8 protein-coding genes are annotated in these 17,493 nt (G+C 73.3%); 5 read left to right on the top strand and 3 right to left on the bottom strand.

What is annotated here, in order from left to right:
* Window positions 1–627 carry an FMN-binding negative transcriptional regulator gene (locus tag ACTIGN_RS20120; RefSeq protein WP_439627106.1) on the bottom strand — a complete coding sequence of 209 codons (627 nt, stop codon included), beginning with the start codon at window positions 625–627 and terminating at the stop codon, window positions 1–3.
* A gap of 282 nt (window positions 628–909) precedes the next feature.
* On the opposite strand from ACTIGN_RS20120, the gene ACTIGN_RS20115 reads away from it, so the two are divergent.
* Window positions 910–5,562, top strand: a complete 4,653-nt coding sequence (locus tag ACTIGN_RS20115; protein WP_439627104.1) for a PAS domain S-box protein — start codon at window positions 910–912, stop codon at window positions 5,560–5,562.
* On the opposite strand, the gene ACTIGN_RS20110 is transcribed toward ACTIGN_RS20115, so the two are convergent.
* Window positions 5,543–7,387, bottom strand: a complete 1,845-nt coding sequence (locus ACTIGN_RS20110) for a protein kinase domain-containing protein (RefSeq protein ID WP_439627102.1) — start codon at window positions 7,385–7,387, stop codon at window positions 5,543–5,545. The two genes, ACTIGN_RS20115 and ACTIGN_RS20110, sit on opposite strands and share 20 nt — an antisense overlap.
* A 185-nt stretch (window positions 7,388–7,572) precedes the next feature.
* Between ACTIGN_RS20110 and ACTIGN_RS20105 the strand changes: the two genes are divergently transcribed.
* Window positions 7,573–8,028 carry a TIGR03067 domain-containing protein gene (locus ACTIGN_RS20105; RefSeq protein WP_439627100.1) on the top strand — a complete coding sequence of 152 codons (456 nt, stop codon included), beginning with the start codon at window positions 7,573–7,575 and terminating at the stop codon, window positions 8,026–8,028.
* Window positions 8,029–8,149: 121 nt separating this feature from the next.
* Here ACTIGN_RS20105 and ACTIGN_RS20100 read toward each other — a convergent pair whose 3' ends face one another.
* The gene (locus ACTIGN_RS20100) at window positions 8,150–9,778 is read right to left on the bottom strand and encodes a M28 family peptidase (RefSeq protein ID WP_439627098.1); all 1,629 of its coding nucleotides are present in this window, start codon (window positions 9,776–9,778) and stop codon (window positions 8,150–8,152) included.
* 200 nt (window positions 9,779–9,978) lie between these two features.
* Here ACTIGN_RS20100 and ACTIGN_RS20095 point away from each other — a divergent pair, with 200 nt between their 5' ends.
* The 3 genes from ACTIGN_RS20095 to ACTIGN_RS20085 all read left to right on the top strand — a co-directional run bounded on the left by ACTIGN_RS20095 (window position 9,979) and on the right by ACTIGN_RS20085 (window position 17,387).
* Entirely contained in the window at window positions 9,979–11,025 is a 1,047-nt protein-coding gene (locus ACTIGN_RS20095; protein ID WP_439627096.1) for a phosphatidylserine decarboxylase, read from the top strand.
* Window positions 11,021–11,869, top strand: a complete 849-nt coding sequence (gene pssA / locus ACTIGN_RS20090; RefSeq protein ID WP_439627142.1) for a CDP-diacylglycerol--serine O-phosphatidyltransferase — start codon at window positions 11,021–11,023, stop codon at window positions 11,867–11,869. Before ACTIGN_RS20095 ends, pssA begins: the two co-directional genes overlap by 5 nt.
* 232 nt (window positions 11,870–12,101) lie before the next feature.
* Window positions 12,102–17,387 (top strand): hypothetical protein, encoded by a 5,286-nt coding sequence (locus ACTIGN_RS20085; protein ID WP_439627094.1) that lies wholly within the window; start codon window positions 12,102–12,104, stop codon window positions 17,385–17,387.
* Window positions 17,388–17,493: the final 106 nt, after the last annotated feature.

The raw sequence follows: 17,493 nt of genomic DNA, 5'->3' as shown, positions 1-17,493 counted from the left end.
TCAGCCTCCCGGGGTGAGGGTGCGGCGCATCAACTCGGCAACCCCGACGGCGTTCTCGTCGCCCTGTGCCAGCAGCGCCGTCGCGACCTTCTCGCGGCGCTCGAGCGGGTGGTTCTGGCTCAGCTTGAACTTCCCTTCGAGCCGCTCGATTTCGATGCGGAACCCGACGATCTGCGTCACCAACCGCGCCGCGAACTGCGTGCTGCCGTCGAACGCCCATTGGGTGGGCATGGCGGCCTCGTAATACGCGACCGTCTCTCGCACGATCTCGAGGAGCGGCTCCGCCTTGTGGACGAGGGTGACGCGGCCATAAGCGTGGACCGCCGTGTAGTTCCAGGTGGGGACGACGTTCTCGGCCGCGTACCACGTCGGGGAGACGTAAGCGTGCGGCCCCGAGAACACCGCGAGCGCCTGTTGGCCGTCGAGGTGGTGCCAGTGCGGGTTGGCCCGCGCGACGTGGCCGACGAGGGTGCCGTGCGGCTCGGCGGCGGTGTCGAGGAGAAACGGCAGGTGCGTGGCGAACGGCTCGCTTCCGACGTGCGACACGAGCAGTCCGAAGCTGTGCCGCCGGATGAACGCGCCGAGGACGCTCGGGTCGGTTTCGGCGAACGCTGGGGGAACGTACATCGGCGGCGTTCCACGGGGCGAGGGCGGGACGGATACCGGGGTAGCGACACGCGTGCGACCGGGTCGGTTCGGGCGCGAGCGGCGGCGTGAGAGGTCGCACGTTCGCAGCGTGGTGAGGTTTTTGGGGTTTGTGCCCCGCGGCACTCTCCGCAAGTTATACTGGCACGAAACCTCCCAACGGCCCGACGGGTCGTGCCGCACCCCATTCGACCCAGGGTGCGCGGGTACGGGCAGTTCAGTTTCGTCCGGGGCCGCTCTCCCGGGTCGCTGGTCAGAAGCACCATGCCAACGCCTCTCCGCGTCCTGATCGTCGAGGACCAGCCCGCCGCCGACGGGATGGCCGGCGCGCTCCGCCAGGGCGGGTTCGAGCCGGCGTGCGAGCGGGTCGGGTCCGCCGCCGCCCTCCGCGCGGCCCTCGCCGCCGGCCCGTGGGACGCGGTCCTGTGCGGCTGCGAGGCCCCCGGGTTCGGGGGGCTCCCCGCCCTCGAAATCGTCCGCGGCCACGACGCCGATCTGCCCCTCGTCGTCGTGTCCGGCACCATCGGCGAGGAGCGCGCGGCCGAAGCGATCCGGGCCGGGGCCAACGATTTCATCCTCAAGGGCCAGATCGGCCGCCTCGGCCCCGCCGTCGAGCGGGAGGTCCGCGCCGCCGCCGACCGCCGCGCCCGGCGGGCCGCCGAGCGGGACGCCTTCCGGCTCGCGGCGATCGTCGCCTCGACCGAGGAGGCGATCACCGCCGAGACCCCCGACGGCGTCCTCACGTCGTGGAACCCCGGGGCCGAGCGGCTGTTCGGGTACGCGGCGGCGGAGGTCCTCGGCCGGCCGTTCGCGGTCCTCGTCCCGGAGGACGGGCGGGCCGAGCACGACGCTGCCACGGCCCTGGTCCGGGCGACCGCCGCGCCCCACCACTTCGAGACCGTCCGCCTCCGCAGGGACGGCGGCCGGGTCCACGTGGCCGCGACCGTGGCCCCGATCCTCGACGCGGCGGGGGCGGTGGTCGGTTACTCGCGGGTCCTGCGGGACATCGGGGACAAGGTGCGGGCGGCCGAGGCGGTCGCGGCCAGCGAGCGGCGGTTCCGGGCGCTGGTCGAGAACAGCCTCGAGGGGTTCCTGTTGCTCGACGGGGCCGGGACCGTACTGTACGCGAGCCCGTCGCGGGTGCGGGTCGGGGGCCAGGGGCTCGACGCGTACGCCGGCCGGACCGTCCGCGAGTGGGTCCACCCGGAGGACGCGGCGGTCCTCGACGGCCGGTGGGCGGAGGTGCTCCGCCGGCCGGGCGGGACGACGTTCTGCGTCGTGCGGTTCCGCCGGCACGACGCGGTGTGGGGGCACGCGGCCATCACCCACACGAACCTGCTCCACGACCCGGACCTGCGGGCGGTGGTGTGCAACTTCCGGGACGTGACCGCGCGGGTCGCGATCGACGCGCACCGGAAGCAGGTGACCGAGGAACTCGACCGGACCTCGCAACTGCTCCGCGCGGTGGCCGACAGTACGACCGACGCCATCTTCGTGAAGGACCGGGCCGGCCGGTACCTGCTGTTCAACGCCGCCGCGAGCGGGTTCGTCGGCAAGCCGATCGAGGAGGTGCTGGGGCGGGACGACACCGCGCTGTTCGAGCCCGACAGCGCCCGGCGGGTCCTGGACCGGGACCAAGAGGTGATGGAGTCCGGCCGGGCCACGACCGAGGAGGAGGTGCTCACCGCCGGGGGCGTCACCCGCGTCTACCAGGCGACCAAGGCCCCGTACCGGGACTCCGACGGGGCCGTGGTCGGGCTCGTGGGGGTCTCCCGCGACGTCACCGCCCAGAAGCGGGGCGAGGAGGCGCTGCGGGCGAGCGAGGAGCAGCTCCGCGCGGTCGTCGAGGCCCAGACCGAGGCGGTGTGCCGGGTCCGCGCCGACCGCACGATCGTGTTCGCCAACGAGGTGTTCTGCCGGCTCGTCGGCCGCGCCCCGCACGACCTCGTGGGCCTCACGGGGCCGGCCGTGACCCACCCGGACGACGTGGCGGTCGTCGAGGCGGCGCTCGCGAACCTGTCCCCCGGCAACCCCGTGGTGCGGGTCGTCAACCGGCTCGTCGACCCGGCCGGCTCGGTCCGCTGGATGGAGTTCGTCAACCGCGGGTTCTTCGGCCCCGCCGGGGAGCTGGTGGAGTTCCAGGCGGTCGGCCGCGACGTCACCGCCCAGCGGCGGGCCGAGGAGGCGCTGCGGCAGAGCGCCGAGGCCGAGCGCCGGGCCGCGGCCACGACCCGCGCCATCGTCAACGCGCTGCCGGCTCACATCGCGCTCCTCGACGGGGACGGGACGATCGTCGCCGTGAACGAGGCGTGGGAGCGGTTCGCCCACGCGAACGCCCACACCGGGGCGGGCTCGGGCACGGGCGAGAACTACATCGGGGTGTGCCTCCGGGCCCGCGGCGAGTGCGCCGAAGAGGCCGCGGGCGTCCGGGCCGTCCTCGCGGGGGACGGGACCGATTTCGTCCTGGAGTACCCGTGCCACTCGCCCCACGAGCGGCGGTGGTACCGGATGATGGCCACGGCGCTGGCCCCGGGCCGGGCCGGCGGCGCGGTCGTCATGCACGTCAACGTCACCGAGCGGCGGCTCGCCGAGGAGTCGCTCCGGGCCAGCGAGGAGCGGCTCCGGCTGGCCGTCGAGGCGACCGGGATGGGGACGTTCGACTGGGACGTGGCGGCGGACCGGATCGACTGGGACGACCGGGGCCGGGCCGTGTTCGGAGTCGCCCCGGGCGAGAACACGGGTCTGGACGCGTTCCTCGCCCGCCTCCTCCCCGACGACCGCGGGCCGGCGGCCGAGCAGGTCCGGGCGGCCCTCGACCCGACCGGCGGCGGGGCGTTCCAGGCCGAGTACCGGGTGCTCGGCCCGGACCGGGCCGCGCCCCGGTGGGTCGCCGCGCGGGGCCAGGTGTGGTTCGAGGGCACCGGCCCCGGCCGCCGCCCGGTCCGGTTCGTCGGGGCGGTCCTCGACGTCACCGACCGCCGGGAGGCCGACGCGGCGCTACGGGACAAGGAGGCGAAGCTCGCCGAGGCGCTGCGGCTCGCCCGCATGGGGTACTGGACCCGCGACGCCGCGACCGGAGCCCTGGAGTGGTCGGAGGAGCTGCACGCCATCTTCGGGACCGACCCGGCCGCGCTCGAGCTCACCTTCGAGGCGTTCTTGGGCCTGGTCCACCCCGACGACCGCGGGTGGGTGCGGACGCGGATCGCCGAGGCCGAGGCCGCCGCCGCGTCGTTCGAGCACACGTACCGGGTCGTCACCGGCGCGGGGGTCCGCGTGATCCACGAGGTCGGGCACGTGTTCGCCGACGCCGCCGGCCGCCCCCACCGGGTCGCGGGGACCGCCCAGGACGTGACCGACCGGGTCCGGGTCGAGCACGAGCTGCTGCTCCGGGACCGGGCGATCCGGGCCGTGACCCAGGGGATCGTCATCACCGACGCGGGCCAGCCCGACAACCCGGTGATCTTCGCCAGCCCCGGGTTCGAGCGGCTCACCGGGTACTCGGCCGCCGAGATCCTCGGGCGGAACTGCCGGTTCCTCCAGGGGGCCGACACGGACCGCGGCGCCGTCGCCCGGGTCCGCGGCGCCGTCGCCGCGCACGAGCCGTGGACCGTGGAGCTGCTGAACTACCGTAAGGACGGCACCCCGTTCTGGAACGAGCTGTCGGTCTCCCCGGTCCGCGACGACGCCGGGCGGCTGACCCACTTCGTCGGGGTCCAGGTGGACGTGACGGCCCGGCGGCAGTTGGAGGAGCAGTTCCGCCAGGCGCAGAAGATGGAGGCGATCGGCCAACTTGCCGGGGGCGTGGCCCACGACTTCAACAACCTGCTCACCGTCATCAACGGGTACAGCGAGGTGCTCCTCGACACGCTCCTCCCCGGCGACCCGGCCCGCGAGATGGTCGAGGAGATCCACGGGGCCGGGGAGCGGTCGGCCGGGCTCACCCGGCAGCTCCTTGCGTTCAGCCGCAAGCAGGTGCTGGCCCCGCGGGTGCTCAGCCTCAACGCGGTCCTCACCGGCGCCGAGCGGATCCTCCGCCGCGTGATCGGCGAGGACGTGGCCCTCGCGACCGACCTGGACCCGGAGCTGGGGGCGGTCCGCGCCGACCCGGGGCAACTGGAACAGGTGGTGCTCAACCTCGCGGTCAACGCCCGCGACGCCATGCCCACCGGGGGCCGGCTCACCATCCGGACCCGGAACGCGGACCTGAGCGCGGACGCCGCCCGCCGGCACCACGGGGCCCAGCCGGGGCCGCACGTGGTCCTCTCGGTGGGGGACACCGGGGGCGGGATGACGCCGGAGGTCCGGGCCCGGATCTTCGAGCCGTTCTTCACCACAAAGGGGCCGGGCCAGGGGACCGGCCTGGGGCTCGCCACGGTCTTCGGGATCGTCCAGCAGAGCGGCGGCGCGATCGACGTGGAGTCGGCCCCGGGCGCGGGGAGCACGTTCCGCGTGTACCTCCCCCGCGTCGAGGGCGGCAACGGGGCCACGCCCCGGTCGGGGGTCCGGAAGATCCCCACCGGCACCGAGACGCTCCTGCTCGTCGAGGACGAGACCGCGGTGCGGAACTTCGCGCGCCAGGTGCTGACCGGGTGCGGGTACGCGGTGCTGACCGCGGGCGACGGGGACGAGGCGGTGCGGGTCGCCGGCGAGCACCGGGGGCCGATCCACCTGCTGGTGACGGACGTGGTCATCCCCGGGGGCGGGGGCCGGGTCTCGGCCGAGCGGGTGACGGCCCGGCACCCCGAGGCCCGCGTCCTGTTCATGAGCGGGTACACGGACGACGCGGTCGTCCGCCACGGGGTCCTGTCCCAGCAGGCGAACTTCCTCCAGAAGCCGTTCTCGCCGGTGGCCCTGGCGTGCAAGGTCCGCGAGGTGCTCGACGCGCCCGGGCCCCGCGTCACCGGCTCGGCGGGGTGAACTCGACGGCGCACCGCGGCAGCGCGCGGCGCACGCGGTCGACCGCCGCGGCCGTCACCCGCTCGCACCCGGTCACGATGAGGTGCTCCAGGGTCCCGAGCTGCGCCAGGCCCGCGGCGCCCTCGTCGGTCAGCCCGCGGCACCCCACCAGGACGAGCGCCCGCAGCCGCTTCGCCCCGGCCAGGCTCGCCAGCGTGCCGCCCGTGACCCGCGGGCAGTTGCGGACCTCCAGCCACTCCAGCGCGGGCAGCGCCGCGGCGGCCGGGACCGCGTCGTCCCCGACCCCGCGGCCCCCGGCCAGCGTCAGCGCCCGCAGCCGCGGGAGCCGGGCCAGGAGCGCCACGCCCGCGCCCGTCACCCGGTGGCACTCTTCGAGCGTCAGCTCGGTGAGGTTCGAAAGTCCCGCCAGTCGCCGCATTCCCACGTCGCTGACCCCGCACCCGCCCAGCGTCAGCGCCGCGAGCGCCGGGAGCTTGCCGAGGTGCGTGACCCCCGCGTCGGTCACGCGGCCGCAGTCGTAGAGCGCCACGTGCGCCAGCTCGGGGAGCCCCGCGACCGCCGCCAGTCCCGCGTCCGTGACCCCGGGCAGCGCGGCCTCCAGCCACGCGAGCGATTCCACCTGTGCGACCGCGGCCAGCGCGTCGTTCGTGAGCGGCACCCCGCCGACCCCGGCCCGCGTCAGGACGAGCGTCCGCAGCCCCCGGAGCCGGGCGACGGCGGCCAGCCCCGCGGGCGTCACCAGTTCGCAGCGGCCGAGGTCGAGCCCCTCCAGGTCCGCCCGGGGCGCGAGCGTCTCGACGTGCCGGTCGGTCGCCTCGCGGTCCGCAACGAGTCGGTACACGTGCCCCGGTTTGGGCGGCACCTTCCCCGGGGTCGCGGCCGCCTTGACCCACTCGGCGTCGGGCCGGTCGGCCGGGCGGGCGAGCCACACGCCGGGGACGACGCACTCGTCGGAACTCGCCGCCGGGGGCGGGGCAGGGGAGGGCCGCGCCGCCGACCGGCACGCCGCGAGTGCGGCCGCGAACTCGTCCATCGACGCGAACCGCTCGGCCGGCGACTTGGCCAGCGCCCGCAGGATCACGTCTTCCACCAGCGGGCTCAGACCCGGCCGGTAGCCCCCCGGTCGCGGCGGCGGCTCCCCGACGATCTTGTTGAACATCGTCAGTTGGTTCGGCGAGTCGAACGGGACGCGGCCGGTGAGGAGCAGGTACAGCAGCACCGCGAGCGAGTACACGTCCGTCGCCGGGCCGATCTCGTCGGTGAGCCCGCGGGCCTGTTCCGGGGCGACGTAGGAGAGCGTACCGAGCGCCACCCCGGGCGGGGTGAGCCGCGATTCCTGACCGGTGCGGTCGCGGGCCAGGCCGAAGTCCATGAGCACCGGCTCGCCGGTCGGCCGCAGGATCACGTTGTGCGGCTTCAGGTCGCGGTGGACGACCCCGGCGTCGTGGACCGCCTGGAGCGCCAGCGCGAGCCGCCGCACGACCTCGACCGCCTCGGCCTCGGCCCACTGGTGCGTCAGGCCGATCCGCTTCTCGAGGGACGTGCCCTCGATCAGCGGCATGGTGAGGTAGTGCCGGCCGGCGACCTCGCCCCGTTCGTAGACCGGGCACACGTAGGGGTGGTGGAGCCGCTGGACGAACCGGGCCTCGCGGTGGAATCGCTCGAGGGCCGCCGGGCTCGACGGGTCGGCGTGCGCGACCTTGAGCGCGAGGCGGCACCCCAGGCGGGTGTCCTCGACCTCGTAGACCGCGGCCATGCCGCCCTCGCCCAGCGGGCGAACGATGCAGAACGGGCCGAACGGGTTCGGGAGAGCGGGAGCGGCCATCGTGACCCGGATCGAGCGAGGGGCGGCCGGCCGGCGTGCGAGAGTACCGGGCGGCCGTGAACTCACCATAGTGCGCGGTCGCGGAAAGATGAGACGGTTCCCACTCCCGGCCGTCAGTGAGTGGCACAGTCGTTGCACGGTCTCACTCGGTTCCCGGCTGCGGTCTCACCCCCATGGAGTTCCCCATGCGTGTCGCTCGTTACGTGCTCCCGGTCGCGTTCCTCGTCGCTGGCACCCTCGCGCTCGTTGCGACGGCCGCCCGCGCCGAAGACAAGAAGGCGGCCAAGTCCCTGGAGGGAACCTTCATGCTGGTCTCCGGCGAGAAGGACGGGAAGGCGATCCCCGAGGAGCGGATCAAGGGCGGGATGGTCCGCTTCACCGCGGACAAGATCACCGGCACCGACAAGGACAAGAAGGAGTTCTTCGCCGCGAACTACACGCTCGACACCACGAAGACCCCGTGGGCGATCGCGATGAAGAGTACCGCCCCGAAGTCCGCCGACGCGGTCGGGTTGGTCAAGAAGGACGGCGACACGCTCACGATCGTCTACGCCCTGCCGGGCGGCGAGGCCCCGAAGGAGTTCAAGGCCGGGCCGAATCAGCACCTGTTCGTGTTGAAGGCCGCGAAGAGCGAGAAGTGAGGTCGCTCTGGGGAGCCGCGCGGCGGGCTCACGGCAGTGGAGTGTGAACCGTACTTCTACCGGGGGACTCACGTCCCCCGCTCGCCAAGACAACCAAAACAAGAGGTCACATCCAGGCGCGTCACTTCACGCCGCTCTTCTCGCGGGCCGGCAGGAACTCGTCGCCGGGGTTCCAGGTCGGGAGCCGGTCGGCGTCAGCGGCGGCGCGGCCGACCTCGATGGCGAACGCAGTCAGCACCGCGAACCCGCTGAAGTCCCAGTCGGCTTTCATCTCGTCCTGGGGCGTGTGGTACGCCGTGTCGTTGAACTCCTGCGCTGCCTTCCGGGCGAAGTCGGCCGGCTTCCCCTTGAGCTTCGACCCGGCGCCGACCGAGAACGCCGGCACCCCGGCGCGGGCCATCGAGAAGTGGTCCGAGCGGTAGTAGACGCCCAGGTGCGCCCGCTGGTCGGGTTCGATCTCCAGCTTGTTCCGCTCGGCCACGGCTCTCACGAGGGGCCATGCCGTCGTGCGCTCGGCTCCGGTCACCACGACCGACTCGGGCACGCCGATCGGTAGGATCATGTCGAAGTTCAGATTCAGCGCCGTCTTGCCGAGCGGCACGACCGGGCTCTGCGCGTAGAACTTCGACCCGAGCAGCCCCTTCTCCTCGGCGGTGACGGCCAGGAACAGCGCCGACCGCTTCGGCCGCGGCGACAGCGCCGCCCACTCGCGGGCCAGCTCCAGGAGCAGCGCGCAGCCGGTGGCGTTGTCGGCCGCGCCGTTGTAGATCGTGTCGCCGGCCACGCCGCGGCCGACGCCGAGGTGGTCCCAGTGTGCGGTGAACACGACCACTTCGTCCCTGAGCTTCGGGTCGCTCCCCTCGACGATACCGGCGACGTTGTTGCTGACGATCCGCTCGACCTTCGTTGGGACGTTGCCCTTCAGGTTGACGCCGAGAGAGTACGGTTTGAAGCCCTTCGTATCGGCGGCCTTGAGCGCGCCGTCCACGGTCTGCCCGGCGAGTCCGAGGAGGCGCTCGCCGGCCTTCCGCGACAGCCACCCGGCGAACGCGAGGGCGGGGCGCTCCGGGTCGCGCTTGAGCTGCGCGCCGTCGAGCGGGCGGACGACCGAGTACGGGTACCCGGCCGTTTCGGTGGTGTGGACGATGAAGCACGCCCTGGCCCCGCGGCGGGCGGCCTCCTCGAACTTGAACGTCCACCGGCCGTAGTACGTCAGCGCCTTGCCGCCGAAGAACGCGGGGTCGTCCGACGGCGGCTCGTTGGTGAAGAGGACGACGACCTTGCCCTTCACGTCGGTGCCCTTGTAGTCGTCCCACCCGAACTCGGGGGCGGTGATGCCGTGGCCGACGAACACCGCCTCGGCGTCGAACTCTTCCAGGTCGGCTTGCGTGTGGCTCGTGCCGGAGAACTCCTCCTCGCACGCGAACTCGGCCGCCTTCTCGTCGGCCCTGGTCGCGGTGAGCGTGGACTTCGGGCTGGTGACGACGCGGACCAGGGGCACAGGCTGGAGGTACGTGCCGTTGGCCCCGGCGGGCTTGAGGCCGGCCTTCTTGAACTCGGCGGCGAGGTAGTCGGTCGTCAGCTCCTCGCCGCGGGTGCCCGGGCCGCGGCCCTCCAGGCGGTCGCTCGCGAGGTACGCGACGTGGGCCTTCATCCGCTCGGCCGCGGTCGCGGGCGGGTCGGCGGGGCGGCCGTTCGGCGCGGCGGCCAGGAGCGCCGCGCTCACGAGGGGCAAGGTTCGCAACGTCACGGGTGGCCTCACTCGGGTCGGCGGGGCGGAGAGGTCGGGACCATTCTAACGGCCGGCCGGGGCCGCGGGGCAACGGGAACTGACCGATCGCACGGGCCGCGCGGCCGGCCGGCAGCTATCATTACCTGATCGCCGTCCGGCGCTTGACGACCCTGCCCGCCGGGGTGCCCGTTCCGTTCCGCTCCCGTTCCGGTGGCCGAATGTCTTCCGCTCCCGCCGACGCGCCCGCACTCCAGCCGCCCGCGGGGCCGCTCCCGCTCGAACCGTTGGACCCGAAGCTGACGTCGATTCAGCCCGGCGGGGGCGTCGTGTGCCGCCTCGAGCTGGCCTGGGGCCGCGTGCGGCGGTGCTGGCTCCGGACGGTCCGCCCCGGGTACGTCCGCAGAATGGCCGCGCTCCGCAAGGGCGACTTCAACGGGTGCCCGCACGAGGTGCTCGACCCCCGCGACCTCAAGTTCTTCCGCAACCAGGGCGGGTACCACTGGGAGCCGAAGGACGACCCGTTCCGGTGGCGGGACCGCATCCCGTTCGCCCGCGTCGGGCTCGCCGAACTGCTGGTCTTCTCGGCGGTCACGTTCGGCCCCGCGGCCGCCCTCGCGGCGCTGCTGGCGACCTCCGGGGCCGCCCTCGCGGCGCCGCTGCTGGCGGCCGGGTGGGTGCTGGCCGCGGGGCTCGGCGTCTGCGGCGCGCTCGCGGTGTGGTTCTTCCGCGACCCGCCCCGCCGCGTCCCGGTCGAGCCCGGGCTGGTCATCTCCCCGGCCGACGGGACGATCACCGACGTGGACGAGTTGGCACACGACGAGTTCATCGGCGGCCCGGCGGTGCGGATCGGCATCTTCCTGTCGATCTTCAGCGTCCACATCAACCGCGCGCCGGTCGCCGGGCGGGTGATCGGGCTCCGGTACCAGGCCGGCAAGTTCCTCAACGCGCTGCGGCCCGAGTCGGCCCGCGAGAACGAGCAACTCGCGCTGCGGATGCAGGAGACCGCGTACCCGTACCGCCGGTACATCGTGCGGCAGATCACCGGCGCGATCGCCCGGCGGATCGTGTGCTGGCTGAGGCCCGGCGACGAACTGGGCCGGGGCGAGAAGTTCGGAATGATCAAGCTCGGGTCGCGGACCGAACTGGTGCTGCCGCGCGAGGCCGGGCTGACGATCCGGGCGCGGCTCGGGGACAAGGTCCGGGCCGGCGCGACGGTGCTGGCCGAGTACGCCGCGGTCACGTCGAACGGGGGGACCGGCCATTAAGCGCTACCAGTCACGCCCGAAGCCGCTCAACCTCCTGCCCACGGTCCTGACCCTCGGGAACGCGGTGTGCGGGTTCGGGTCCATCACCCTCGCCACCCGGATGACCGACGGGGACGCCGCAACGGGCCTGTTCGCCGCCGGGTGCCTCATCTTCCTGGCCATGCTGTTCGACGGGCTCGACGGGGCGGCCGCCCGGTGGACGCAGAACACGAGCGAGTTCGGCGCGCACCTCGACTCGCTGTGCGACGCGATCAGCTTCGGGGTCGCCCCGGCGGTCGTGATGTACGAGTTGGCCCGGCCGCACGGGTACCAGCCCACCGTTCTGTGGATCGCTGCCGCGGTTTACATGGTCTGCGCGCTGCTCCGGCTGGCGCGGTTCAACGCGGCCACGGACCGCGACCCGGGCGTGTTCCGCGGGCTCCCGTCGCCCGGCGCGGCCTCCGTGGTCGCGTCGTTCCCGCTCATGGTCCAGGGGCCGAAGGTGCTCGCCGGGGACGCGGCGTGGGTCGGGTGGGAGGCGGTGGACGCCGCCGTCGCCCAGGTGATCCCGATGGTCACCCTCGGCGTCGGGTGCCTGATGGTGTCGCGGGTCCGGTACCCGCACGTGTTCCACTGGCTGTCGCGCGGCCGGCGGCGGACCCGGATCATCGTGACGCGGTTGATCGTGACGGTCGCGGTCGTCGTGGCCGCCCCGCGGGTCGTGGTCCCGCTCCTCACCGGGTGGTACGCCTTCCTCCCCCCGGCCGCCGCGGTCCTCAGCCGCTGGCGGCGGCGGCAACTCGGGGCCGACCCCGCCCCGGGCGCTGACCCGGCCCCCGTTCAGGTGCCCCAAACGCCGCAGTGAGTGCGCCGCGGACACGGCCATTTATCACTTGATCTCGGGCCCACTTCCGGTAACACTCATCGAACTGCCAGAGCACGCGCCCGGACCGCACTCCGGGCGCACCGCGACCCGACCCCCCTAACCGCGCCCCCGCCCCACGCCCTCGCGACACCGAGCGCTGCCCCTATGCCCGATGGCGTCGAGCGCGGCGCCGCGCCCGCGGCGCCGCGTGCCTTCCCCGCAGGAACCTCTCATGCGTGCCGCTCTGACCGTCCGCACCCTGACCCCGCTCGCGCTGGCGGGCGTGGTCGTCGCCCTCTCGACGGCCGCGCCGGCGGCCGGCGACGCCCTCCGGGCCGCGGTCACCCGCGCCGACCTCGACCCCGTCGCGTGCGCGAGCTTCCGCGGGAAGACCCGGTACGCCGCCGAGGCGGACACGGTCGCAGCCGCGCTGGGGCTGAGCGCTCGCGCCAAGAAGTGGGAGGCCGGCCGCGCCGACGGCGACGAACCGGCGGCCGTGCGGTTCCTCGTCGCGTTCCGCGAGGAGAAGTCGCTGGGGACCGTGCAGGTGCCGGCCGGGTTCACACTCGCCCTGCTGAGGGCGGGGCACGAGGGCGCCCCCGACCCGTTCGCCGAGGCGCAGTGGGTCGCGCCGCCGGTCCCCGGGAGGCAGTCGGGCGGGGCGCTCGTGCCCCTGGCAGTCGGGACCCGCACCCGGGCCGTGCTGTTCACCGCGCCCCCGGGCCACGAGCAGCGGCACGCGCTGCACGGCGCGCGGCTGTTCGCCGAGAGGTTGTTCAACGCCGTGCCGTTCGCGCTGGCCTACGCCGACCGCGAGTACCGGCCGCCCAACACCAAGTTCAACCCGTGGCCCGCGGCGAGCGTCACCACCGGCGACGGCCACTGGGTGAACGTCGGGAAGGACAACAACGGGTTCGTTCCCGCGGCCCCGCTCTCGGACGTCAACCCGGCGTGGTTCATCGTGTCGTGGCCGGTCGAGCGCACGGTCGAGGGGCTGTTCCTCGCGTCGAACCTGGACAAGTTCACGGCGGCCGCGTTCGTCGGTGCCCCGGGCGTGAACCCGCGGGCCGGCACGCCGGACGAGTGGCAGACCCTCAAGGACGCGACCGAGGCGACCGACCCGGCCGGCGGCCGCTGGGTGCGGTTCGCGACCCCGGTCCGCACCCGCGGGCTGAGGCTCTGGGCCACACACTCCGAGGACGGAGCGGTCGCGAAGATCCACGGGTTGCACGCGCTCACCCGGCTCGGCGACGACCCGGTGCCGCCGGCGCCGGTCAATGCCGACGAGCCGCCCCCGTTCAAGATCCCCTACGCGCTCGCGGAGGAGAGCGTCGTGTCGCTCGGCGTCAACGGCCCCGACGGCCGCCGCCTGCGGAACCTGGCCGCCCGCAGCACGCAGAAGGCCGGGGCCCACACCGCCGCGTGGGACCTCAAGGACGCGGACGGCAACTTCGTCCCACCGGGGACGTACAAGTGGGTCGCGCTGGCCGGGCCGGAGCTGAAGGCCAAGTACGAGATGACCGTGTACCCGAACGTCGAGGTGCACGCGCCGGACAACTCGCCGTGGCTCAACGGCCACGACGGCCCCGGCGGCTGGATGGCCGACCACACCCCGCCGATGAGCGGGTGCGCCGCGGGCGACAAGATGTTCCTGGGCTCGTGCGTCGCCGAGAGCGGCGTGTCGCTCATCGAGGTGGACACCGACGGCAAGAAGTCGTGGGGCCACCACTCGTTCGCGGCGTGGACCGGGGCGCGGTTCCTGGCCAGCGACGGCAAGGAGGTGTTCGCCGGCATGGAGATCGTCGGCAGCCCGACCGAGGCCGTGTGGGGCGTCGACCTGGCCACGCACAAGGTCCGCGAGGTGTTCAAACTGAACCCGACCTCGCGGCGGACCCGCGGGATGCGCGGCCTCGCGGCCCGCGACGGGAAGCTGTACGTCGCCGTGAAGGGCGGCGAGGCGTGGCTCAACGGGGCCGCCGCGGGCGAGGACGCCGACCTCGCCGCGTGCCTGCCGCTGTACGCGCCGAAGCGGCCGCCCCGCGTGGCGTACGAGGCCGTGCCCGACCCGCAGGGCGACTTCCTCAAGCTGTTCCGGCTCGCCGGCGCCCCGCCGGGCGGCGCGACCGGCTACTCGCTGACGCACATCGAGACCGCCGCGAGCCGCGTGGCCGAGCAGCACGCCGTGCTGGCGTTCCGCAAGCCGGTGCCGATCGGTTGCGCCGTGCTGCCGCCGCCGCTCGACCCGGACGTGAAGTTGACGCTGAGCGTTCTCAAGCCGAACGGAACGTACCCGCCGAACCCCGAGGACGCCTCGCAGTGGGTCCCGTTCGCGAGCAACGCGAAGGCGCCGTGGGACGTGGCCCTCCCGCCGGCCGACACGACGACCCGCGCCGTCCGGCTCACGTTCACCAAGGGCGGCAAGGCCGGCGGCGACGACCCGTTCGCCAAGGAGACCGGCCCGACGAAGACGCCGAAGGTGGACTTCCCGGACATCGACAAGCCGAAGGGGCCGCCCGGAACGGGGCTCGACTTCGGTGCCGACAAGTCGCAGTGGAAGGGCCGCATCGAGGGGCTGAAGTTGCTCCGCCGGCGGTTCGCCAACGTCGCGCCCGAGGCCACGGTCCGCGTGAGTTCGGGCAAGGTCGCGGCCGACGGCACCTGGGACGCGCAGCGAACGACCGCGCTGACCGAGGCCGACCCCGGCGTGTACATGCTGGAGTGGAAGGCCGAGCAGTCGCTCCGCGGGCTGGCGATCAAGGAGATCGACGGCGAGGTGACGAAGATCGACGTGTTCACCGGCGCGGCCGACGCGGTGCCCGGACTCGCCGGCAGCGACGGCTGGCAGACGGTCGCGGAGTACACCCAGCCGCGCCGCGAGTGGTACCAGCCGGACGACTCGCACAACAGCCTCGCCCGCTACCTCGACGGGTACGTGGACTTCGGCAAGGAAGTCAAAACCCGCGCCGTGCGGCTGCGCGTGGTCAAGCAGTGGACCGACCGCGGCGACCGCGGCACGCGCGGCGCCCGCAAGGACCTCGGCGGGCAGACCGTCGACCCGACGCGCTGCCGCGTCTTCGGCGTCGCGGCGCTGAAGTACGTCGGCGGCGAGCCGCAGGTGGAAGCCGCGTCGGCCGAGCGGATCGATGTTCACGACGCCAAGACCGGCGCCGTCACGGCCGAGATCCCGCTCCTCAACGCGGGCGAAATCTGCCTCGACCCGGCCGGCGTGCTGCACGCGATCAGCGGCAAGCAGGTCGTCCGCGTGGACCCGACCGGGAAGGCGCACCAGGCCGTCGTCACCGACCTCGAAGCCCCGACCGACCTCGCGTTCGACAAGGACGGCAAGCTGTACGTGTTCGACGGCGGGAAGGGACGGCAGGTCGTCCGCGTGTACGACGCGGCCGGGAAGTTCCTGCGGTCCGTCGGCACCCCCGGCGGGTTCGTGACCGGCGCGTGGGACCCGACGCGGCTCGGGCACGTCACGGCCATCGACGTCGACGCGAAGGGCCAGCTCTGGTGCGTCGAGACCCAGTACCACCCGAAGCGGGTGACGGTGTGGAACCCGGACGGCACGTTCCGTAAGGAGCTGCTCGGCAACACGCCCTACGGCGGCGGCGGCTCGCTCGACCCGCGCGACAAGACGCGGCTGTTCCACGGCCCGCTGGAGTTCGAGATCAACTGGGAGACCGGCAAGTCGCGGCTGAAGAACCTGACGTACATGGGCTCCGGCCCCCCCGGGCAGGTGCCGGTCTACGCCAACGGTCGCACGTACCTTGTCAACCGCTCCGACCTGCACTCGGTCGAGTGCGGGGCGGTGTACCGCTACGAGAACGGCCGCGCGATCCCGGCGGCGGCGATGGGCAAGGCGACCGCGTTCGAGCCGCTGAAGCGGCCCGACCTCGTCGCGAAGTACGGCACCAAGGCGCTGACCGATTTCCGGTTCATCTGGACCGACCGCAACGGCGACGGCGAGGTGCAGTTCGAGGAGGTCGCGTTCACCCCGATCGGCAAGTTCCACTCGCTGTCGAACTTCAGCCGCGACCTCGGCATTCAGGGCGGCTCGCTGCGGTACGCGGTGAAGGAGTTCCTCCCCAGCGGCGTGCCGGTGTACGAGGAGAAGCCGAACGACTTGCTCAAGGGCCAGTACCTGCAGCAACTCGCCGACGGCAACTTCTACCGCATGGGCTCCGACAATCTGAAGGAGGCCGTGCTGCGGCCCGACGGCAGTGCGCTATGGACGTACCCGCAGGAGGGCAACCCCGGCACGCACGCCCTGGAGCACGCCAAGCCGTACACCCCCGACCAGATCGTGTCGCAGTTCATGATCGTCGGCAACGAGACGGCCCCCGGCGGCCTCGGCGAGTTCGTCGTGTGCAACACGAACGTCGGGTGCTGGAACGTGTGGTCGTCGGACGGCCTGCTCGCCGGCACGCTGTTCCGCGACTTCCGCTCGGGCCGGTCGCGACCGTGGAGCATGCGCGAGCACGCCCGGGGTACGGTGTGGGACGACCTGACCGTCGGCCAGGAGCACTTCAACGGCTACCTGACCAGGACCGCCGACGGCAAGTTCTATGCGGTCGCCGGGCACAACCACATCAGCGTGATGGAGGTGCTCGGGCTCGACAAGTACGTGCGGCTCGGCGGCGCCCTCACCGTGACCGCCGAGGACATCGAGAAGGCCCGCGAGTGGGAGACGCGACGCGCGGCGGCGGCCGTGTACGCGAAGGCGCCGGTGCTGGACGTGTACCGTGTTGCGAAGCCACCGGCGTTCGACGGCCGGTTCTCCGGGTTCGGCCCGGTCGCCGCGCGGCTCGACGGCGCGGCCGAGGGTAGCGGGGTGGACTTCTACGCCGCGTACGACGACAAGTTCCTGTACGTGGGCTACGCCGCCAGCCAGATGGGGCCGCTCAAGAACGCCGGCGCCGAGTTCGAGCGGGCGTTCAAGACGGGCGCGGCGGCCGACCTGTACATCGAGACCGACCCGAAGGCCGACCACGCCCGCAAGGGGCCGGTGGCCGGCGACGTGCGGGTGCTGCTGACGCACCTCGGCGGGAGCGGGAAGGCCGTGCTGTACCGCCCGGTCGTTCCCGGCACCCCGCCCGACAGGGCGTACCGGGTGCGGTCGCCGATCGGTGAGGTCACGATCGACGAGGTGCGGCTCGTGACCGGGCCGCGGGTCGTGATCGGCGGGTCCGGCACGCAGTACACGCTGGAGGCGGCGCTCCCTCTGAGCGAGTTGGGGCTGAAGGCGGCGGCCGGGACCCGCGTGAAACTCGACTGGGGCGTGCTGGTGTCCGGTCCGGAGGGGACCGAGGTCATGAAGCGCGTGTACTGGGCGAACCAGGCGGCGCAGATCGTGGCCGACGCGCCGTCCGAGGCCCGGCTCAGCCCGCACCTGTGGGGCCACGCGGTGTTCCACGGGGCTCGCGGCGACGAGTCCCGCCTCGACGCCCCGATCGGTCCCAAGAAGAACAAGGACGTCGACGACATCCTCGACGACCTGAAGCGCAAGAAGTGAGCCGGCGGACGCCGGTCGGGATCCGCTCCAGGTGGTTGGCGGAGCCCCCCGTGGCGGCCCGTGAGGGCGAACGATCCCGGAAAGAGAACTCGGGGGCCAGCGGCGC

This window comes from Gemmata sp. (genome assembly GCF_051859125.1).
Lineage (GTDB): Bacteria > Planctomycetota > Planctomycetia > Gemmatales > Gemmataceae > Gemmata.
The sequence above is the reverse complement of the archived record's forward strand: the minus strand, read 5'-3'. Positions and strand labels throughout refer to the sequence as shown.